The 20,649-nt window shown below is 39.6% G+C and carries 22 protein-coding genes; 18 read left to right on the top strand and 4 right to left on the bottom strand.

Annotation, left to right across the window (positions count from 1 at the left end; genetic code table 11):
- The first annotated feature begins 5 nt into the window (after positions 1-5).
- Positions 6-926, top strand: coding sequence for a hypothetical protein (locus tag HBHAL_RS13845; protein ID WP_014644066.1), 921 nt, complete (start codon positions 6-8; stop codon positions 924-926).
- Here HBHAL_RS13845 and HBHAL_RS13840 read toward each other — a convergent pair.
- On the bottom strand, positions 910-1,932 hold the full coding sequence (locus HBHAL_RS13840; protein WP_014644065.1) for an EAL domain-containing protein: 1,023 nt from the start codon (positions 1,930-1,932) through the stop codon (positions 910-912). The genes HBHAL_RS13845 and HBHAL_RS13840 overlap by 17 nt on opposite strands.
- A gap of 84 nt (positions 1,933-2,016) precedes the next feature.
- Between HBHAL_RS13840 and HBHAL_RS13835 the strand changes: the two genes are divergently transcribed.
- Positions 2,017-2,952, top strand: a complete 936-nt coding sequence (locus tag HBHAL_RS13835; RefSeq protein WP_014644064.1) for a diacylglycerol/lipid kinase family protein — start codon at positions 2,017-2,019, stop codon at positions 2,950-2,952.
- Positions 2,953-3,107: 155 nt separating this feature from the next.
- Complete coding sequence (locus tag HBHAL_RS13830; RefSeq protein ID WP_014644063.1) at positions 3,108-3,905, top strand: phosphotransferase family protein; 798 nt, start codon at positions 3,108-3,110, stop codon at positions 3,903-3,905.
- 84 nt (positions 3,906-3,989) lie between these two features.
- Here the strand turns inward: HBHAL_RS13830 and HBHAL_RS21510 are convergent, their stop codons facing one another.
- Positions 3,990-4,157, bottom strand: a complete 168-nt coding sequence (locus tag HBHAL_RS21510; RefSeq protein WP_014644062.1) for a hypothetical protein — start codon at positions 4,155-4,157, stop codon at positions 3,990-3,992.
- A gap of 261 nt (positions 4,158-4,418) precedes the next feature.
- On the opposite strand from HBHAL_RS21510, the gene trmB reads away from it, so the two are divergent.
- Both trmB and HBHAL_RS13820 read left to right on the top strand, forming a co-directional pair.
- Positions 4,419-5,060, top strand: coding sequence for a tRNA (guanosine(46)-N7)-methyltransferase TrmB (gene trmB / locus HBHAL_RS13825; protein WP_014644061.1), 642 nt, complete (start codon positions 4,419-4,421; stop codon positions 5,058-5,060).
- A 69-nt stretch (positions 5,061-5,129) separates the two neighbouring features.
- Positions 5,130-5,990 carry a YtnP family quorum-quenching lactonase gene (locus tag HBHAL_RS13820; protein WP_014644060.1) on the top strand — a complete coding sequence of 287 codons (861 nt, stop codon included), beginning with the start codon at positions 5,130-5,132 and terminating at the stop codon, positions 5,988-5,990.
- A 52-nt stretch (positions 5,991-6,042) separates the two neighbouring features.
- Here HBHAL_RS13820 and HBHAL_RS13815 read toward each other — a convergent pair whose 3' ends face one another.
- Positions 6,043-6,360 (bottom strand): PepSY domain-containing protein, encoded by a 318-nt coding sequence (locus HBHAL_RS13815; RefSeq protein ID WP_014644059.1) that lies wholly within the window; start codon positions 6,358-6,360, stop codon positions 6,043-6,045.
- A gap of 149 nt (positions 6,361-6,509) precedes the next feature.
- On the opposite strand from HBHAL_RS13815, the gene HBHAL_RS13810 reads away from it, so the two are divergent.
- Together HBHAL_RS13810 and HBHAL_RS13805 are read left to right on the top strand one after the other, a co-directional pair.
- A complete protein-coding gene (locus HBHAL_RS13810) occupies positions 6,510-7,580 on the top strand; it encodes a M42 family metallopeptidase (RefSeq protein ID WP_014644058.1) in 1,071 nt (356 codons plus the stop codon).
- A gap of 72 nt (positions 7,581-7,652) precedes the next feature.
- On the top strand, positions 7,653-8,159 hold the full coding sequence (locus HBHAL_RS13805; protein WP_014644057.1) for a DUF84 family protein: 507 nt from the start codon (positions 7,653-7,655) through the stop codon (positions 8,157-8,159).
- Between the two features lie 52 nt (positions 8,160-8,211).
- Here the strand turns inward: HBHAL_RS13805 and HBHAL_RS13800 are convergent, their stop codons facing one another.
- Entirely contained in the window at positions 8,212-8,652 is a 441-nt protein-coding gene (locus HBHAL_RS13800) for a YtoQ family protein (RefSeq protein ID WP_014644056.1), read from the bottom strand.
- A gap of 752 nt (positions 8,653-9,404) precedes the next feature.
- Between HBHAL_RS13800 and HBHAL_RS13795 the strand changes: the two genes are divergently transcribed.
- The 11 genes from HBHAL_RS13795 to HBHAL_RS13745 all read left to right on the top strand — a co-directional run bounded on the left by HBHAL_RS13795 (position 9,405) and on the right by HBHAL_RS13745 (position 20,606).
- A complete protein-coding gene (locus HBHAL_RS13795) occupies positions 9,405-10,433 on the top strand; it encodes a PTS transporter subunit IIC (protein WP_014644054.1) in 1,029 nt (342 codons plus the stop codon).
- Positions 10,434-10,467: 34 nt separating this feature from the next.
- The gene (locus HBHAL_RS13790) at positions 10,468-10,779 is read left to right on the top strand and encodes a thioredoxin family protein (protein WP_014644053.1); all 312 of its coding nucleotides are present in this window, start codon (positions 10,468-10,470) and stop codon (positions 10,777-10,779) included.
- 147 nt (positions 10,780-10,926) lie between these two features.
- Complete coding sequence (locus tag HBHAL_RS13785; protein ID WP_014644052.1) at positions 10,927-11,745, top strand: DUF1444 domain-containing protein; 819 nt, start codon at positions 10,927-10,929, stop codon at positions 11,743-11,745.
- A 3-nt stretch (positions 11,746-11,748) separates the two neighbouring features.
- Positions 11,749-12,354 carry a YtpR family tRNA-binding protein gene (ytpR, locus tag HBHAL_RS13780; RefSeq protein ID WP_014644051.1) on the top strand — a complete coding sequence of 202 codons (606 nt, stop codon included), beginning with the start codon at positions 11,749-11,751 and terminating at the stop codon, positions 12,352-12,354.
- A 152-nt stretch (positions 12,355-12,506) separates the two neighbouring features.
- On the top strand, positions 12,507-15,083 hold the full coding sequence (locus HBHAL_RS13775; RefSeq protein ID WP_014644050.1) for a DNA translocase FtsK: 2,577 nt from the start codon (positions 12,507-12,509) through the stop codon (positions 15,081-15,083).
- A 117-nt stretch (positions 15,084-15,200) separates the two neighbouring features.
- Complete coding sequence (locus HBHAL_RS13770; RefSeq protein ID WP_014644049.1) at positions 15,201-16,322, top strand: nicotinate phosphoribosyltransferase; 1,122 nt, start codon at positions 15,201-15,203, stop codon at positions 16,320-16,322.
- Between the two features lie 208 nt (positions 16,323-16,530).
- A complete protein-coding gene (gene murC / locus HBHAL_RS13765) occupies positions 16,531-17,823 on the top strand; it encodes a UDP-N-acetylmuramate--L-alanine ligase (protein WP_014644048.1) in 1,293 nt (430 codons plus the stop codon).
- 209 nt (positions 17,824-18,032) lie between these two features.
- Positions 18,033-18,449: a DUF948 domain-containing protein gene (locus HBHAL_RS13760; protein ID WP_014644047.1), complete on the top strand. Its 417-nt coding sequence runs from the start codon at positions 18,033-18,035 to the stop codon at positions 18,447-18,449.
- 14 nt (positions 18,450-18,463) lie between these two features.
- The gene (locus tag HBHAL_RS13755) at positions 18,464-18,895 is read left to right on the top strand and encodes a YtxH domain-containing protein (protein WP_014644046.1); all 432 of its coding nucleotides are present in this window, start codon (positions 18,464-18,466) and stop codon (positions 18,893-18,895) included.
- 62 nt (positions 18,896-18,957) lie between these two features.
- On the top strand, positions 18,958-19,281 hold the full coding sequence (gene ytxJ / locus HBHAL_RS13750; RefSeq protein WP_014644045.1) for a bacillithiol system redox-active protein YtxJ: 324 nt from the start codon (positions 18,958-18,960) through the stop codon (positions 19,279-19,281).
- A 266-nt stretch (positions 19,282-19,547) separates the two neighbouring features.
- Complete coding sequence (locus HBHAL_RS13745; protein ID WP_014644044.1) at positions 19,548-20,606, top strand: bifunctional 3-deoxy-7-phosphoheptulonate synthase/chorismate mutase; 1,059 nt, start codon at positions 19,548-19,550, stop codon at positions 20,604-20,606.
- Positions 20,607-20,649: the final 43 nt, after the last annotated feature.

Raw genomic sequence — 20,649 nt, 5'->3', positions numbered from 1 at the left:
AAAAAGTGGCTCAATTAATTAAACTGCAAGACTATATATCCAGATATGAAATGGATGTCTTTCAGTATCCCAGACAATTTATAGAATTGAAAAAAGAAAAATGGAGTAAAACGAAGGAAGCGTATGAACAGGGTAGACTTGAAAAGAAAGATGAAAAAGAAATCGAACCTGAAGAAAACCCCCGGCAAGGATTGAAGCGACTCTTCTTTCGGTTCAAAGATAAAGAAAAACATGAAAAGGAAAGAAGTATAGAAAACGAAACTGCACCACCTGAAACGATTCAGGAGGTAAAGCAGAATTTTTTGGACCAACTGATTTCCTTTCAACTGAAATGGGCATCCACTACACTACAGGAAAAATCTTTTTTAGACAGGACCTATCAGAAAGATGAAAAACTAAAGTTTTTTCTGCAGAGATTTCCAGATACCTACTTTATTATGTATCATCCCGTAGTTAAGGTACGCAACGCAACCATGGAATCTGAAATCATACTTATTGGTCCTCTTGGAATAGAAATCATTTACTATTTGTATCTGCCCGGAGCTGAGAAGATCCTGCCTTCTTCTGATCATAGCTGGAATGCTTTACATAAGGAGGGCAGCTCTAAAGTTATTAATCCACTATTATCACTAAAACGAACAGAAACGTTTGTCAAAAGTGTTTTGAAAACATACGGAATAGACTTTCCTCTACGGAAGGTCGTATTAGCTCCTGATTTAACTTTTCAATCCTTCCAGGAGCCATACGATACAGATTATGTTGATAAGCAAAGGTACGAAGAGTGGATGTATAATAAGAGGAATATAACTTCCCCGCTGAAGCATAAGCAGCTGAAAACCTCAGAAGCGCTTTTGAAGCATTGTCAGACTACGTCCTTCAAACGTCCTGCATGGGACACAGAAGGGGATTCTAAGGAAGAAGGTTAATGGTTTCCTTAGGAAGAGGTGCAGGCTTACCTATAAAGTACCCCTGTCCATAGTCAACGCCAAGTTCACGTAACCAGTCCCATTCGTTTCTTGTTTCAATGCCTTCTGCCAGAACTTTAATACCTAGGTTTGAAGCACGCCTCATAACTTGAAAAAGAAAATCTTGACTAGTCAAGTCCTCATAACAATTTTGGATATAGGAACGGTCGATTTTTAAGTAGTCAGGCTTTAACAAACTTAACATCTCGAGTGTACTGTATCCCGCCCCTACGTCGTCTAACGCAACTTTCATCCCAGACGTTTTGTATGTATCTAAGATTGATTTTAGGTGCTTTACATTTGTGATTTTTTCCGTTTCAACCACTTCAAATACTAAATCAGCAGGATCAATGTTAAACTCTTTTACTATTTGGAACGTATGTTGCAGGCAGAATTCAGGAACATAGATGGTGGAGGGGAGAAAGTTAATAAAAATTTTCTGGCCCTTTTGTAGAAAATCTGACTTTGCCTTTACAGCCGTCCGGCGTGCCTTTTGGTCAAGCATGGATTGAAGACCTGATCGCTGAGCATGGGAAAATAATTCAGCTGGATTTATGTTCTCACCTTCCGTGCGGAGCAAAGATTCATAACCATAGATTTCATCATTTTTCATGTCTACGATTGGCTGTAAGTGAGAGGTGAAGGTACCATGCTGAATAATCTCTCCTAATTCAGGTTTATCTAATCTTTCATAAAGGTGCTGAATGGAAATTGGCAAATACTGGGTTGAATCTAAGTTTAAAATATGCAGCCAGTCTTTGGAAGTTGCTGTTGTTGCTGATGAAAGCAAGACTCCCAACGAAGTTTTAAGTTCTTTCTTTGATTTATACCTATAAATAATGGTCTCCTCATCTTCATGACTTACAAAAAGCTGCAACGGTTTAATGGATTTTTTCTGATTTAGTACGATAGATCCACTTTCTGGAATTAGGAAATTTGTACCGCAGAATTGACAGTCTTTCGACATGAAACCCCTCCTCTTTGATGATATTACCATATAATATTACCATATTTTTAAATAATTTATCTTTTTAAGTAGGAGAAATGTCATGTGTTTGTAATCATTATTAATCCTAAAGCAGGTCATGGACAGGCAGAGAGGTTATTTAGGACCATTCAAAAGGATCCTTTGTATCAGAATCAGAAAAAGAATTTTCAGACTCATTTTACTGATTATCCAGGTCAAGCCGAAAAATTGACGGGGGATCTTTGTGCTCTTTATCAAGACTTTCTAAATTACTTTATTGTGATCGGAGGGGATGGTACCCTTCATGAGGTAATAAATGGTGCGCAGCATTACCCTGATCTTCCTATTGGTTTTATCCCGGCTGGAGCTGGAAATGATTTCGCGAGAGGGATAGGACAGGTTACAGACGGCGTCTCTTTATTTCGCAAGATGGTTCATGCCCCAAAGTTTCAAAGAATCCGTACAGGCACCTTCACATCTAATGATGGGGAGGCAGCGAAACCGCGTTCTTTTATGAATAGTATTGGATTTGGCATGGACGGTCTAATAGTGGAAGAAGCCAATAAATCTGCTTTTCGTAAATGGGCCAAGTATTTTCGAATGACTTCATTTATATATCCACTGGCTCTGCTGAGAGTTTTACCAAGATTAAATCCTATTTCAATAGAATTAAAAATTGATGGCAGAAAGATCGAATGTAAACAAGCAACAATGGTTACTATTACAAACCACCCTTATTACGGAGGAGGAATGAAAATTGCTCCTAACGCAAGTATTGAAAAACCAACTTTTCAAATTATCATCGTAGAACCTATGTCTAAATGGAAAATACTAGCATTCTTTAAAACTGTATTTACAGGACGGCACATTCAACAAAAAGAAGTGCATCAGTGGGAAGGGCAAGACGTTCACATTTCTTCATCTGAGCCTTTACCTTTTCAAGTAGATGGACAGAGTGGGGAGTGTTATGAATGTTATATTGAAAAAAGCACTTCCGAAAGGTCGATTTTTGTAGGATAAAATAGATATTTCTTGAAAGTATGCAGAGCAATGAGTTAATCTAATCTAAGGTAACTCTTTTTAGATCATTTTAAAGACTTTGGAACGGTCCTAAAGTACGATATACTGAAAGAAGTATAATCAAAGGCAGATTTGAGGAATTGAAGGTGAATTGGTTGGAACATATACTTGGTAATGATTGGACGGTAACACCAGCAGGAGGATCCACTGGAGAAGCATATTATGCCCAAACCGAAGGGAAACGTTTATTTCTGAAAAGAAATTCGTCTCCGTTTCTTGCTGTGCTTTCTGCCGAGGGAATTGTACCCAAGCTTGTATGGACCAAGCGGTTAGAAAATGGGGATGTAATCACGGCCCAGGAGTGGCTGGAAGGGCGCGAGTTAAATCCGGAAGAAATGAAACATCCTCGAGTAGCCGCCCTGTTAAGCAAAATTCACCACTCGACGGAGCTTCTAGATATGCTGATGCGGTTAGGAAAGACCCCGCTGACTCCTCACGAGGTTTTGAAGGACCTAAAAGAGAATCAGCAGGTTCTTGACGAAGTTGCACCTAAACTCAATATTCATCAGGCCATTCAATTTCTGGAATATAGAGTGGACGATGTAATACATGACTTCCATGTGGTTTGTCACTGTGATACGAATCATAATAATTGGCTTCTCTCTTCTTATGACCAGCTTTATCTGATCGACTGGGATAATGCGATGGTTGCAGATCCTGCTCTTGATTTAGGCATGATGCTCTTCTCCTATATACCAGAAGAAAACTGGCATCATTGGTTAAAAGAGTATGGAATCGATCCTGATACGCATTTATTCGAGCGGATGATATGGTATTCTATATCTCAGGCTCTCGCTTTTATTCAGTGGCATCAGATGAGAGGAGAGTACGACGAAGCTTCTATTCGTACAAAGAAGCTTAAGAAAATTATGGATAAACATAAAATCATTTAAAAATCATGATGGGATTCATTAGATAAACAAAAAACAAACCGTTGCTGTTAAAGCAACGGTTTGTTTTTTATTTATATGTTTATATTAACCTTCAGTAATCGTAGGTGTATATTTTAGTTTTTTCTCTTTGACTTCAGTGCTCATTTTCTCGTTCATTTTTTCAAAAGGGTATACAAATAGTGCGTATCCAGCGAACATTACAGAGAAAGTGGCCACCACTGTCATATCAATTACTTGGTTCATCAATTTCATAAATTAATTATCACTCCAATATCCGTTATTATCACACAAATATAATGGTATATGAGAAAGCGTTTACAACCCAACCCCCTGTTTCAAGGATTTTTTATCAGTTAGGAGAAGAACTTACTCTTTTTAGCTATATATCTCTCCCATGGTTAAACATAAGAGGTATTAGGCACAAATCCGTCTAAATTCACCGTATTTAATAAAAACTTTAAATTGGAAGCTTGTTCATGGTACGATTTTAACGATAAGAGGAGGAATCTAATTATGCGATTAAGGAATAAACCCTGGGCCGATGATTATATGCGGGAGCATGATCATATAGTTGTCCAGGAACCATTTAAAATGTTAGGTAAATGGAGCGAATTATTTAAGAACCCGAAGGCGCCTTTACACCTGGAAATTGGCTCAGGAAAAGGGCAATTTATAGCAGGTATGGGAAAACAGCACACTGATATAAATTTTGTAGGAATTGAGCTTGTGAAAAGTGTAATAGTTGGCGCTCTGAAAAAAGTATTAGATGCAGATGTAGATAATGTAAGACTAGTGAACGAGGACGCTCAAGATCTTCGAGAGCTCTTCGGAGAGAATGAAATTGATCATATATATTTAAACTTTTCTGATCCGTGGCCGAAAAACAGACACGAGAAGCGTCGTCTTACTTATCACACGTTTCTTGACCAATATAAAAAAGTTCTTGTCCCTGGCGGTGAAATTACATTGAAAACGGATAATAAGGGCTTGTTCGAATATTCATTAGTCAGCTTTTCGCAATATGGAATGATCTTGGAAGATGTGTCGGTCGATTTACACGCAGATGAGGATCCTTTGAATGTTCCCACAGAATATGAGGAGAAGTTTTCAGCCAAAGGGCAGCCAATTTACAGATGCCGCGCACGTTTTAATTAACCTTACTTAAGCAGGGCTCTAGTCGATATGGTAGACTAGAGCTATATTTACGTTAGGGGAGATGCTTACATGAAAACAATGCAAGTTGGACGAGCCAAATTGACTTGGCTGGATGGTGGAGTTACTCATATGGATGGGGGGGCTATGTTTGGGGTTGTTCCCAAACCTTTATGGAGCAGAAAATATCCCGTCAACGAAAAGAACCAAATTGAGCTCCGAACGGACCCTATCTTGATAGATATTGATGGAAAAAAAATGATCATTGATTCAGGCATCGGAAATAATAAGCTGACGGAAAAAGAACTTCGAAATTATGGAGTTAAAGAAGAGTCGAAAATTGAACAGTCTTTAAATGTATTGGGACTGAGCCGGCATGATATTGATTATGTTCTAATGACCCATTTGCATTTTGACCATGCTTGTGGACTAACCATGTGGGAAGAGGACCATCTTGTACCTGCTTTCCCTGAAGCCAAAATATTTACGAATGCTACGGAATGGGAAGAAATGCGGAATCCTAATATACGATCAAAAAATACATATTGGGAAGAGAACTGGAAACCTGTAGAGGAACTGGTTCATACATATCAGGATTCAGTGGAGATTGTTCCAGGTCTTCGTATGATTCATACAAGCGGCCATAGTAACGGCCATTCCATTATAGTATTTGAAGATGGTGATGAAACTTTTATTCATATGGCTGATATAATGCCAACACATGCCCATCAGAATGTGCTATGGGTCCTCGCTTATGATGACTACCCAGTTACTTCAGTTCATGAGAAACAAAAGTGGATGGCCTATGGTTATGAAAGAAAAGCATGGTATGTATTCTATCACGATGCGAGTTACTGCGCGCTGCAATTTGATCAAGATGGAAAGGTCCTAAATGAACTGAAAAGAGAACCGCATTCCTATCCTGGAGAGTAATAGAAAGCCCCGCTTTGTCAATGACAAAGCGGGGCGGTTTTTAGATTCTTTATTAAGCTGAAGTTTCAGCGACATCTACAATAGTGCCTGTTTCAGTATCGATGTAAAATTCGAACTGAGATGTTTCGCCATCCTGGTTCTTAGAAATTCCTCCACGATATACATCGTAGTTAATGCCATTTTTATTAAGTTCCTCAGGCTTCATGTAGATCCAAGAGCCACTAATTGGTCCTTGCTTTTTAAAGGCTTCTTTTGCAATCTTGAGAGCTTTCTCAGGGGTTACATTCTGGTTGCTGCTAAACTGTTGTTTTACTGCGTAGCCAGCCACTGCTCCTACACCGGCGGCTATTGCGACTTTTTTCCAATTCATTCACCAATCACCTCACAACTTTATTCTACTTTTCACTATACTAGATTTTCCCGATAAAAGGAAATTAAAACATAAGGGCCGGATTTGTAGAAACGTTTTCAAAGTTCCGTTAAAATAGAGAAAGACGTACAAAAAGGAGAGGTACATAAATGAATCAGGAAACGAAAGATCTTTTTAAAACGTTAACCGAATTACCGGGGGCACCGGCGAACGAACATTTAGTCCGTCAGTTCATGAAATCTGAGCTTGAAAAATACTCCGATGAAATCGTTCAGGATCGACTAGGGGGCGTATTTGGACTTCGAGATGCAAAAAAGGGACCTACCGTGATGGTCGCAGGACATATGGATGAAGTTGGATTTATGGTGACACAAATTACGGATAATGGAATGTTACGCTTTCAGCCTCTCGGCGGCTGGTGGAACCAGGTCATGCTTGCTCAGCGTGTACAAGTTATTACAGATAACGGTCCTATTGTAGGCGTCATCGGTTCGATTCCGCCTCATAATTTGACGCCGGAACAAAGAAAAAAACCGATGGAAATCAAAAATATGATGATTGATATTGGAGCAGATGATCGAGATAATGCTAAACTAATTGGAATCAAACCCGGACAGCCTATTGTACCGATCTGTCCTTTTACTCCTATGGCCAATGAAAAGAAAATCCTTGCTAAAGCCTGGGATAATCGTTATGGTTGTGGATTGTCTATAGAACTTCTGAAAGAACTTCAGGGAACAAAACTTCCAAACAAGTTATACTCTGGGGCCACCGTACAGGAGGAGGTTGGTTTAAGAGGGGCTCAAGCATCGGCAAACAAAATAAATCCAGATATTTTCTATGCTCTGGACGCCTCGCCAGCTAACGATATGAGCGGAGACAAAAAAGAGTTTGGGCAATTAGGTAAGGGAGCTTTACTTCGAATTGTAGATAAATCGATGGTTACCCATCGCGGGATTAGAGACTTTATTCTGGACACAGCCGAAACGCATAGTATCCCTTATCAGTATTTCGTATCACAGGGAGGTACAGATGCAGGACGCGTACACATCGCCAATAATGGTATTCCCTCTGCAGTTGTAGGTATTTGCTCCCGTTATATCCATACTTCGTCCTCCATCATACATGTAGATGACTATGCAGCTGCAAAGGAATTGCTCGTTCATTTAGTAAAAACCACGGATCAACAAGCTGTAGATCATATCCGGAAAAATGTATAGAAATGAACTTAGCTTGCGTGATTTAATAGACGATAATGTTAGACATTTGTATAAAGAAAGGTGTATAGACTGGTGAAAATATATGTTGGATCGCAAAACCCTACTAAAGTTGATTCAGTTAAACAAGTATTTGTAAATCATGATGTGACAGGCATGGAAGTTGAATCCAGAGTTGCTGCTCAGCCATTTTCAGATGAGGAGACGTTGGAAGGCGCAATTAACCGGGCTCGGGAATGTGCTTCCATTAATAAAAGTAACCTTGGGATTGGCCTTGAAGGCGGAGTGATGGAGATCGAAGGTGATCTATATCTCTGCAACTGGGGAGCACTCGTTGATTCTAAAGAAAATGTATTTACGGCCAGCGGAGCTCGAATTGCTTTGCCAGACGAAATTAAGAAGAGTTTGGAAAAAGGAAAAGAGCTTGGCGAAGTCATGGATGCTTATGCAAATAAACACGAAGTACGTAAAAATGAGGGTGCGATTGGAATTTTCACAAATGGGGTTATTCAAAGAGAAGAGATGTTTTCTCATGTCGTTAAATTACTAAAAGGTCAATGGGAATTTTATCAACAGTCTTAAAAAGTGTGCCGACCCATAAAAGGGCGGCACACTTTTTTGATTAGAGTAGTATTTACTCATAAATATAGCTTAAAACAGCCAGAGCTTGGTCAATCGTTTCCACTGTGACATCCGCTTGATTTGATAATTCTTTTAAAGGATGGATCAGTGACTTAGGTCGAATGAGAATTAAGGGCTTACGAAGCTGAATAGCAGCGCTTGCATCCATTGCCGTATTCCACTGTTTGTAACTTTCACCGAATAGAGCAATTACAGCATCTGATTTATGGAGTAAAACCTGAGTTCTGAAATTATTAATACTAGAAGCGGCATCATCACGGTAGAGATTATCAGGTTGTTCACCCATGATGGATTCCCCGATGTTATCAGAGCGTTCATGGTTTTCCTGAGGGCCTACAAACTGGAGTGGTAACTTTTTTTCCTTTGCTTGAGCCTTTACATCATTACGCCAATCATCATGAATCTGTCCAGCTAAATAAACAGTTAGTTCCATCTAAAATACCTCCTATAGAAATTAAGTCTAGCTTTAGTATGAAATAGTCTTATTTTTCTGTCTAGCAAAGGCGCTTGATATAATTTCCAATAGTATGGACGTGTGGAAGCCAGCTAAGAAGATAAACTCTTTTTTATAGGATAGATTTATGTGGTCTATAGTTTGATGTGCTAGAAAATTTGTTGCGTTTCTGCCTCACTTCTACCACAGATTCATCGGAGCGTTAAGAGCTAAAAAATTATTGGGGACGCTTATGTCTTATACTGGATAGACGATTCTATTTACGTCATGAAATAGACGGTAGGCGTGATTTCATGACGTTTCTAAACAATGTTTCTACATCTGATTGAAATTCCCTTAAATATATTTATTACTTGTTGGTTTAATTAAGTTTGTTGATTAATCTTAAGCTGCAGAAGGGAATTATGTAAGAAAGGCCTATCCATTTCTTTCAAGATGGTGTTGAGACTATTATAAGAGGGTGCGATGAGCTGATACATGCAATGAGCAGGGGGAACCTGTACATACTAATGAGAGACTTAAATTCTTTTATATATTGAGCTGAGCTGTACTTGATTTTCGTAAATCCATCGTGTATAGGAAGGAAAGAGGAATAATGGTCTGTACACTCAGAGGGACCATAGTTCGTAAGTGTTTTGTTCGTAAGTTGGCAGGTTATGTATTGTTTGTGTATTTACACATGTATATAAAAAATGTACTATTGATCCTGGGAGTCTAAAAGGGGGACGATCATGAAAGCATTTTTAGAGAGAAAAGGAATTCATATATCCGTTCATACTTATTTGATTACTGCTCTGAGTTATATGGCGCTAGGGCTATTTTCATCTTTAATTATCGGGTTAATTATTAAAACCATTGGTGAACAACTAAACCTGGGGATTATTTCGGACGCATTTATAGAAATGGGAACATTCGCTATGGACAGTAAAATATGGGGGGGAGCTATAGGGACTGCAATTGCCTATGGACTGAAGGCGCCTCCGCTTGTAATTTTTGCGTCTTTATTTAGCGGAGCCTACGGAGCTGAGTTAGGGGGGCCGGCAGGAAGTTATATAGCTGCCCTGATAGCTACTGAATTTGGTAAAATGGTAAGCAAAGAAACAAAAATAGATATTATTCTGACACCATTTGCAACCATTACGGTCGGTTTTGTAATGGGAGCTGTTATCGGACCGCCTATAGGCGGATTTATGACTGGTTTTGGAGAGGTTATTAATTGGGCAACGCTCCAACAGCCTTTAATTATGGGGATTGTAGTTGCGGTACTTATGGGTATAGCCTTAACTGCGCCTATCTCAAGTTTAGCTATTGCATTAATGCTTTCAATAGACGGGGTAGCAGCTGGTGCTGCTACGGTCGGTTGTGCTGCCCAGATGATCGGTTTTGCTACAATCAGCTATAAAGATAATGGGTTTGGAGGTTTTATAGCTCAGGGAATTGGCACGTCTATGCTGCAAGTTGCTAATATAGTTAAAAAACCAATTATCCTTCTTCCACCTACAATTGCAGGAGCTGTAATCGCTCCGTTTGCTACCGTTTGGCTGGAACTTGAAAATAATGCAGCGGGGGCAGGGATGGGAACGAGCGGACTAGTAGGTCAGATCATGACGTTTCAAACAATGGGCTTTAATTGGCACATAGCTGGTATTATACTTGGGTTACATATCCTTGCTCCAGCGGCTATTAGTTACGTTATTGCATTGTGGTTTAGAAAAAAAGGATGGATCAAGCCAGGAGATATGACAATCAAGTATGATTAGAATTATACTTAATGGGATGATGGAGGTGAATAATATGATTAAACTTGAGTCCGATGGGCACCTTCGATCATTATTGGAAGAAGATGTGATATTGTTGTTTTCTGCCAATTGGTGTCCTGACTGCCGAGTAATTGAACCGGTTCTTCCAGAAATTGAGGATAAATTTAGTGAATGGACTTTTGTATATGTAGATAGGGATCAATTTATCCACATATGCTCTGAGTATGATGTGTTTGGTATACCTAGCTTTATCGCTTTTAAGGATGGGGAAGAGACAGGCAGGTTTGTAGGAAAACAGAGAAAATCTCAGGAAGAAATTGAAGATTTTATACGAAATGCGTCGTAGTATAGACAAGCTGTGCTTTTTCCGCACAGCTTGTTTACTTTTTCAAGAGAGTGAGGATGTGTATAATAGGAAGAGGTATCCGTAAGCTAAAGTATGCTACTATAAATAAGGGAATTGATTTCTTCCATCAATTAAGGAGGAAAAAGGATGAAAATGACGAGTGTAAAAATGAAGAAGAAATTAGAAGATCGTCTTCACCATCAAGATTGGAAGACAACTTATAATCGTGATAAAGACACTTTTCGCATTGAGTGGCGTGATAGTGGTGAAGGGATTACAATTACTTTACCTAATGTGATTTCCAAGTATGAATCTCGCGGAGAGGAAGCAATTGATGAATTGGAAGATCACGTACAAGAGGCATTGAAAGTTATGAATGAAACTCATGATCTTTCTGGAAAAGAACAACAAATCTTTCCTGTGATTAGAGCCGCGTCTTTTCCAACAGAAACAGAAAATGGTAAAAGGCTGGTCCATTCAGAACATACAGCTGAGACCAGGGTTTACTATGCGTTGGACTTAGGGAAGTCCTTTCAGTTAATCGATGAAAGTATGCTGGAAAAGGAAGAATGGACATTAGCACGACTGAAGGAAGTGGCAAGTTTTAATGCCCGTTCACTCCCGGTTGAAATGAAAAAGGATACAGTGTACGGAAATGATTTCTACTTCCATTCTACTAAAGATGGGTATGACGCAAGCCGGATTTTAAATGAGGTTTTACTGGAGGAGCTTAAGGCTGAGTGCAAGGGCGAGCTAGCTATCAGTGTACCTCACCAGGACGTTATTATATTTGCTGATGTTCAGAACTCAGAAGGGTACGACATTCTGGCTCAAATGGCTATGAAGTTTTTCGCTGAAGGCACCGTGCCTATTACTTCATTGTCCTTCCTATATGAGGATAAGCAATTAGAACCCATTTTTATACTTGCTCAAAAACAACCGAAAAAAGAGCGAAAGGACGATTAAGTCATGGATGTATTTTACAATGAAAAAGGTATTGGGGATGTATTGATTATTCCTATTAAAGAAGGAAACCGCCAAACATTTAAGCAGCAAGCTTATGGGGACGTGGTTAAAATTACGGATAGCAGGGATGGATCATTGCTCGGATATAATATCTTTAATGCATCCAATTATTTTAATATGCCAGGTCAGGGAAAAATGATGCTGACGGAGGAAATGCTTCGTCCAATCAAGGATTTGTTTACACAGAATCAGCTCGAAGACGTACTGGATTTTGATTTAAGCCCTAAATTTGTAGTGGGGTATGTGGAAAGCATAGCACCTCATGAAAATGCGGATAAACTTAAAGTCTGCCAGGTGGATACAGCTGATGAACAATTGCAGATCGTATGCGGAGCACCTAATATTGAGCGGGGGCAGAAGGTCGTAGTAGCTAAAGTTGGAGCAACGATGCCAGGCGGAATGAAGATTAATGACGCAGAATTGCGTGGTGTACCGTCTAGTGGAATGATTTGTTCTGCTAAAGAACTAGGTTTACCAGATGCACCAAAAGAAAAAGGGATTCTCGTTCTCTCTGACGAATATGAAGTTGGGGCTCCTTTTGAAGTTTAATGCCAGTATAAAAGACAAAGCAGCCCGGCTGCTTTGTTTTTTTTTACGAATTCTTAATTTTTAAAGCGATTGTAAACCAAACATTAAACAAAAACTGTTAAAATAAAAGGGACCACAAGAGATTTACATATAGGAAAAGAGAGTGAGAAAATATGTGGAATGATATAAAAAATAAATTTAAACAATGGTTTGATGATGAAGAAGAAACCCCAAAAGAGATAAAAGAACAACAACAACCTAAAAGGCAGGAGCGGCAGGAAATGAATGCTAAAACAAAAATGACCTATCGGTATCCTAAGCAAGGTGAGTTTCGGTTCCCTGTCATTCCTGACCAGTCTTCAACTTCTCATGAAAAAACAGACTCTTCTAGAAGACCGGAGAGATCCAGAAGGAGCCAGAGTTTAAAGCAAACAGAGAAACAAGATCAGCATAAAGAAGTTGAATCCACTGATAAACAGACTAAAAAGCAGCAGGATCAAAGTGAGAAGCAAGAACTTCCGGAAACTTCCACGGTTCCTTTTACACCTACAGATGTTCCTTCGCCTATTTATGGATATCATAATCGTCAACTGACTGCCGGCATAGAAAAAATTGAAAACACAGTAGAAACCAAGTTCCCCGGTGATTCTTTTACAAATGATGAAGAAGCCTGGCAGGATTTGAGAAGAAGACTCAGAAGTAAAGTCACGGAGACTAAAGACATTCAGCAAAAGCCAGAAAATACGATTGAATCATCAGTTGAAAAGGAAGAAAAAGTTTCACAGGAAGAGGATCGTAATTCAGCATCAGGGGAGAGTGGCCAGTCTTCTTTCCTGCAAACCCTGTCAGCATCAGAAGGGAATACAATAGAGTCCAAAAAAAAAGAATTCGAACCTGAAGAAGCAGCTGCAACTATTGAATTAGAGGAGTTGGAAGCAGAAACCGAAATCAATTCTCAAGACACTCCGACAGATGAGTATTCATCTGGTTTTCAATTAATAGACTCTGGAGAAGCAGCCGAGAATAATGAAGCTCCCCAAATGCAAGAGCAGACAGAAAGAAAGCCTGAGGAAGAATCTGAAGTTTCACACGATAGAGCGGTGAATCATGAGGGGAAACTAAGGTCTGAACCGAAAGAAAACCCAAATGGAGGAGAGAAGAAAAAAAGTCTTCCATTCAACGTCATCATGACACCAAGAGATAAGCGAACCCGAGATCAAAAGAAACAAGGTAGGACGGAATCAGGAGAGAATCATAGTGTGAGTGTTAGTGTCCAGACTCCCACTATAGAAGGTGAAAAGGAAAATAATCAGGAGAATACTCCGGATTCTCCTCGTAAGGAATATAACACACCTTTACATTTGCTGGAAGATACAAAGAAGCCTACAGGTGAAGATGAGGATTGGACTGCTCAGCAAATGGAACTGCTTGAAACTACCCTTAGACATTTTCACGTGCGTGCGAAGGTAGTGAACGCCATGAAAGGCCCTACGGTAACCAGGTTCGAAGTACAGCCTGAACCAGGAGTTAAGGTTAGCAAAATAACTAATTTAGCGGATGATATCAAACTAAGCATGGCAGCACGCGACATTCGAATTGAAGCACCTATTCCCGGAAAGCAGGCCGTAGGTATAGAGGTCCCGAATCCTAAGGCTCAAATGGTAGGACTACAGCAGATATTTGAATCAGAGGCTTTTCATAAAGACCCTTCCCCATTGTCTGTCGGGCTGGGACTTGATATTGGTGGTTCTCCAATCGTTACCAATTTAAAAAAGATGCCTCATGGATTAATCGCAGGTGCCACAGGTTCCGGGAAAAGTGTATGTATTAATACCATTCTCATTAGTCTTTTATATAAAGCCCATCATGAAGATGTGAAATTTCTACTGATTGATCCTAAGATGGTAGAACTGGCTCCTTATAATGACCTGCCGCATTTGGTTTCTCCTGTTATCACAGATGTAAAAGCTGCGACATCTGCTTTGAAATGGGCAGTAAAAGAGATGGAAGAACGGTATGAGAAATTTGTTCAAGAGGGAGTTCGGGATGTAGAACGGTATAATGACAAAATGGTGAAGCAGAATCGTAGAGGGGAGAAGCTTCCATATCTAGTCATTGTTATCGATGAACTTGCTGATTTGATGATGGTCTCTCCTCAGGATGTAGAAGATGCTATCTGCCGAATTGCTCAGAAAGCAAGAGCATGCGGCATTCATCTGCTATTAGCTACACAGCGGCCCTCAGTAGATGTAATTACAGGGCTCATTAAAGCAAACATTCCGACACGGATTGCATTCAGTGTCTCTTCCCAAGTGGATTCTCGAACGATTATTGATTCAGGCGGGGCAGAAAAATTGTTAGGAAAAGGTGATATGCTGTTTGTAGAAAATGGTTCAGGTCAGCCATTAAGAATTCAGGGAGCTTTCTTATCGGATGAGGAAATCGAACGTGTCACCAATTATGTGAAAAAAATAGCTCCTCCTCAATATTTGTTTCATCAAGAAGAGTTAATGAAACAAATTTCAAACGAAGAAGAAACAGATGCTCTCTTTAGTGAAGCGGTTCAATTTGTAATGGAACAGAACGGAGCGAGTGCTTCACTGATTCAGCGCCGCTTTAAGGTAGGATACAACCGTGCTGCTCGTTTAATTGACCAGATGGAAGAGTACGGAATTATTTCGGAGCAAAAAGGAAGTAAACCGAGAGATGTGCTTCTAACTCACCAGCAAGTGGAAGAAATGCTTAGTTAATCTGCAGATTTGTAGTGAATCAACTAAATACTTGTGGAAAAGTTTTTAGTTCTATATGATAATACTTGAATATAACGATACAGTTTTTACTGACCACAATGTTTAAGGAGTATAGTTATGAAGGAAATAGCACGTAAGTTAAATGGCGAAATCAGTCGTTTAACGAATAAAACATTTAAATTTGATAAGCGAGTTTCAGAGGGATGGTTTTCTGCCGTTTACTTCTTAAAGACAAGAGATATTGTAGCCGACCAGCTTCCTGAACACAAAGTAACCATGCAGTTCTTTCAAAAGGGTACTGCTGTTCTATGCGGCACGGATGAAGCCATTGCTCTTATTCATACGTTTGCTGAAAATCCTGAGGAACTGGAGATCCACTCTTTAAAAGATGGAGATAAAATTAGTCCTTATGAAACGGTTTTAACCATTACAGGGCCTTATCAGCTGTTTGGGTTTCTGGAAGGGATTATAGATGGGATCCTTGCGAGACGTACCTCTGTAGCCTCCAATGTTTATAATGTCGTAAAGGCCGCCCGTTCTTCAGGCCGTCAAAAACCGATTATTTTCATGGGTGATAGGGACGATCACTTTACACAGCAATCCGGGGATGGATATGCAGCTTTTATAGGCGGTTCGACTGCTCAGGCCACTCATGCTATGAATGAATGGTGGGGGAAAGAAGGAATGGGAACGATGCCCCATGCTTTAATACAGATGTTCAAAGGGGATGTAGTCGCTGCTACTAAAGCCTATCAGAAACAATTTCCAAATGATCAGCTTATGGCTCTTGTGGATTATAATAATGATGTGATTACCGACTCTTTAAAAGTTGCCCGAGAGTTTGGAGATGAATTGAAAGGTGTACGGGTAGATACTTCCCAGAACCTGGTAGATAAGTACTTCCTTAGAAATCAGCATTTAATGGGTACATTTGACCCGAGAGGGGTAAATCCTGAACTCATTTTTGCATTGCGGCGGTCACTGGATAAAGAAGGATACCGCCATGTGAAAATAGTTGTCAGCGGTGGTTTTACCAAAGAAAGAATACGAGCTTTTGAAGAGAAAAAAGTCCCCGTAGATATGTATGGAGTAGGCGGAAGTCTTCTGAAGATCGGTATTGGATTCACGGGGGACAATGTCCTTATTAATGGAGAACCTGAAGCCAAAGAAGGACGCAGATATAAAGTAAATCCAAGACTTGAATATGTTCAGTTTCATAAAGAGGATGAAGGTGAATAAAGGCACATAAGTATGTGTCTTTTTTTACACATGGAGAAACCAGGGGAGAAGAGCCTCTTTTTCTAATCCTGTTTCCATGATAAGATAAGTAAGGTTATTAGAGACTTGCAGGTCAGGGTTTAAGATAACGAATGAATAAATCGCACTTTAATGGCTGTTACATACACTATACTTAAAGTGATCCACATTATTTTGGAGGTTCTTGTTTATGACAACTTACCATTTTGTTGGTATCAAAGGGACAGGAATGAGTTCGCTTGCACAAATTCTGCACGATTCTGGAGAAAAAATTCAAGGGTCAGACGTAGAAAAGCACTTTTTTACTCAAGAGGTTCTGGAAGAAAAAAATATTGAAATACTGCCTTTCTCAAGTAAGAATATACATGCCGGACTTACGATTATTGCGGGAAATGCTTTTAACGAAGAGCATGAAGAAATAAGAGAAGCTAAGAAACTCGGGTTACCTTTTCACTGGTATCATGAATTTTTAGGTGAGTGGCTTCAGCAGTACACTAGTATTGCCGTAACAGGTGCTCATGGAAAAACTTCAACGACTGGTCTGCTCGCGCATGTTTTATCCGAAAACTACCCTACGTCTTATTTAATAGGAGACGGTACAGGCAGAGGTCATGAAAACAGTCAGTACTTTGCATTTGAAGCGTGCGAGTATCGCAGGCATTTTCTATCTTACCACCCAGATTATGCGATCATGACGAACATTGATTTTGATCATCCGGACTATTTTAAGAGCGTTGATGATGTTTTTGAAGCCTTTCAACAAATGGCAAAGCAAGTGAATAAAGGTATTATCGCCTGTGGAGATGATGATCATCTTCAGCATATTCAGGCAAATGTCCCGGTTCTCTACTATGGTTTTGCAGGTACGAATGATTTCCAGGCTCAGAACATCAGAGAGAGCAATGAAGGAACCACATTTGATGTGTTTGTCAGGAACAATTTTTATGACACATTTACGATTCCTCAATTCGGTAATCACACCGTTTTAAACGCGTTGAGTGTAATTGCTATTTGTCACTATGAGGAAATGCCGGCAGATGAAATAAAAAAAATGTCCACTTTTAGAGGAGTCAAGCGCCGTTTCACGGAAAAAGAATGGGGCAATCAAATTTTGGTAGACGACTATGCCCATCACCCGATTGAGATTACAGCTACGATTGATACGGCCAGAAAAAAATATGGTGAACGTCCTGTAGTCGCTATCTTCCAGCCGCATACCTTTACTAGAACCAAAACTTTCTTGCATGAATTTGCTGAAAGTCTAAAGCTTGCAGATTATATATATCTGTGTGATATTTTTGGTTCAGCAAGAGAGGATCAAGGAAAGTTGACGATAGAAAATTTACAGGAGTTAATTCCTGATTCTCATGTATTGACGCTTGAGGACACTCCCCAGTTGCAGAACTTTGATGATGGCATCTTATTATTTATGGGCGCTGGCGATATTCAAAAGTTTCAAAATGCCTATGAAAATAGTAAGTAGTAAAAGGACGTGCGGCTTCTCTAAATAGAACTGCACGTTCCTTTTTACTCATTTTCCTGAAATTATAAATAAAATATCCTTTTAAAGAGGGAACTTCCACTTATTTATCGAATATAACTATTTAATGCGGATATCACGTTTTAATTTCTCTGAACTTGGGGAATAATTAAGAACGTGACAATTACATAGTCGAAGGAGTTGCAGGGGGCATGATAATCATTCTCTACATTGCTGCATTAATTGCAGCAGTGGCTTTTGCTGTTCTAGTCATTTTTCTGGCAAGAACACTAACAGCTGTACGTCGAACCATGAATAACGTTGCGGATACACTTGAGGGTGTAGAGAAGCAAATGGAGGGAATTACCCTTGAGACGACAGCCCTCTTGAACAAGACCAATAAATTAGCTGAAGATGTCGGGGAAAAATCTGAAAAACTAAATACATTAGTTGACGGAGTGAAAGGCATCGGAGATACTGTTCAAGAGTTTAATCAATCCATAAGATCCATTTCAATGGGATTGACCCAGTCCGCCCAGGACCATACAGAGAGTGCTGCTCAAGCTATGAAATGGGGACAAGTGGCAATCAATTTATGGAAAAAAGCTAAAAAAGAAGAAAAATACTAAGGAGGAGATTTTTAATGAGTTACAATCAGCAAAATAATAATGACAATGGGGCAGGAAGAGATTTTGTACTAGGTTCACTAATCGGAGGTATTGTAGGCGCAGTAGTCGCTTTGCTATTTGCTCCAAAATCAGGACGTGAATTGCGTGACAATATTAACGAAAGCTCTACAGGCATAAGAGAGAGAGCGGGAGAATGGAAAGATGTAGCTTATGAAAAAGGCGGAGCATGGAAAGAGCGTGCTGTAGAAACATCTTCTCAATTCTCTAAAAATGTTTCTGAGAAATCACAGGATTTAAGTGGAAAAGTGAAGGATAAAGTGAAAAATATTCGCAGTAATGAAGACGATGAAGCGGAAAAAGCAGCTCAAGAAGTAGCTGAAGCTATTGAAGAAGCAGCTCAAGAGCTTGAAAAGCAGCAAGATTCTACAACGTCTTCAAATGTATAATACAATTTAAATGGTGGAGGCCTTTGTGTCTCCGCCATTTTTAGCTGAGAGGGGAATAAAGCATGAGTATACAATTGCTAAAGACGAAAGAAGAATTTACAAAAGTACTGAATAATGAACCCATATTCTTTCTTTTAAAGCATAGTTTAACTTGTCCAATTTCAGCAACAGCTGAGAGTGAATATGAACAGTTTAGTCAGCATTCGGAAGTTCCTTGTTATGAACTTTTTGTACAGGATGCCAGAGATCTTTCTAACCAGGTTGCGAGTGACTATGATGTAAGGCATCAGTCTCCACAAGCTATTTTATTTAAAGACCAGCAGGTAGCGTGGCATGACAGTCATGGTGCCGTGACAAAACAGCGTTTAATAAAAGCAGTAGAATAATAATAAGCGCGTAGGGAAATCCTGCGCGTTTTGTTATTAGTGAATGACTAGAAATACAAGTTTCTAAGGGAACATACATCCAGTAGTTATAGATTAGAAATTTCATAAGCAAGATACTAATTGGATTTTTTCTTTTATTTCTTACAAAAGAATTCCTTCTCTAAGGGTGACAATAAATGAAATGTTAGCTATAATTGTCCCTAATTATCAATAGGATGAATAATCTTAATTTTACTACTACTAATTATTTCTAGGGGGACGCACACATGAGTAACCAACAACTCGACCAATTACGCAGTCAATTAGACGAGGTAAATTTAGAGCTTCTGAATTTAATCAATAAACGCGGTGATCTAGTAAAGGAAATTGGCCAGATTAAAGAGCAGCAAGGAACCAATCGTTTTGATCCTGTACGGGAAAGAACGATGCTTGATCATATTTCAAGTCATAATGATGGGCCTTTCGAGGATTCTACAGTGGTTCATTTATTTAAAGAGATATTCAAAGCTGGACTAGAGTTACAAGAGGATGACCATAGAAAAGCTCTTCTCGTTTCCAGAAAGAAGCAGCCTGAAGATACAATCGTGGAAATCAATGGAGAAAAAGTGGGCGATGGAAACACGCACTTCATTATGGGCCCTTGTGCGGTAGAAAGTTACGAACAGGTTTCAACCGTAGCTAAAGCCGTTAAAGGTGAAGGATTGAAGCTATTGCGCGGTGGTGCATTTAAACCGAGAACCTCCCCATATGACTTCCAGGGTCTTGGAATCGAAGGATTGAAAATGCTGAAGCAGGCAGGCGATGAGAATGGCTTAGCTGTGGTAAGTGAAATCGTGAACCCAGCCGATCTTGAAGAAGCACTGGATTACCTTGATGTGATTCAAATCGGAGCTCGTAATATGCAGAACTTTGAACTCTTAAAAGCTGCCGGTTCAGTAAATAAACCTGTTCTATTAAAACGAGGAATGTCGGCAACTATATCCGAATTCATTAATGCGGCTGAGTACATTATCTCCCGCGGGAACAAAAATATCATCTTGTGTGAGCGTGGTATCCGTACCTATGAAAAAGCCACAAGAAACACTTTGGATATCTCATCTGTACCAATTTTGAAACAAGAAACTCACTTACCAGTGATGGTAGATGTAACTCACTCCACTGGCCGACGCGATCTCCTGCTACCAGCAGCTAAAGCGGCTATGGCGATTGGTGCTGACGGAGTAATGGCTGAAGTACACCCTGATCCAGCGGTTGCCCTTTCTGATTCAGCCCAGCAAATGAATATTCCAACGTTCCAATCATTTATGAGAGAGTTAACAAAATAATACTTTGGGGTAAGCTAGACTGCTATTCAGTCTAGCTTATTTT

Origin of the sequence: Halobacillus halophilus DSM 2266 (genome assembly GCF_000284515.1) — a bacterium.
Lineage (GTDB): Bacteria > Bacillota > Bacilli > Bacillales > Halobacillaceae > Halobacillus > Halobacillus halophilus.
Note: the sequence above shows the minus strand (reverse complement) of the source record. Positions and strands in the feature narration are given on the sequence as shown.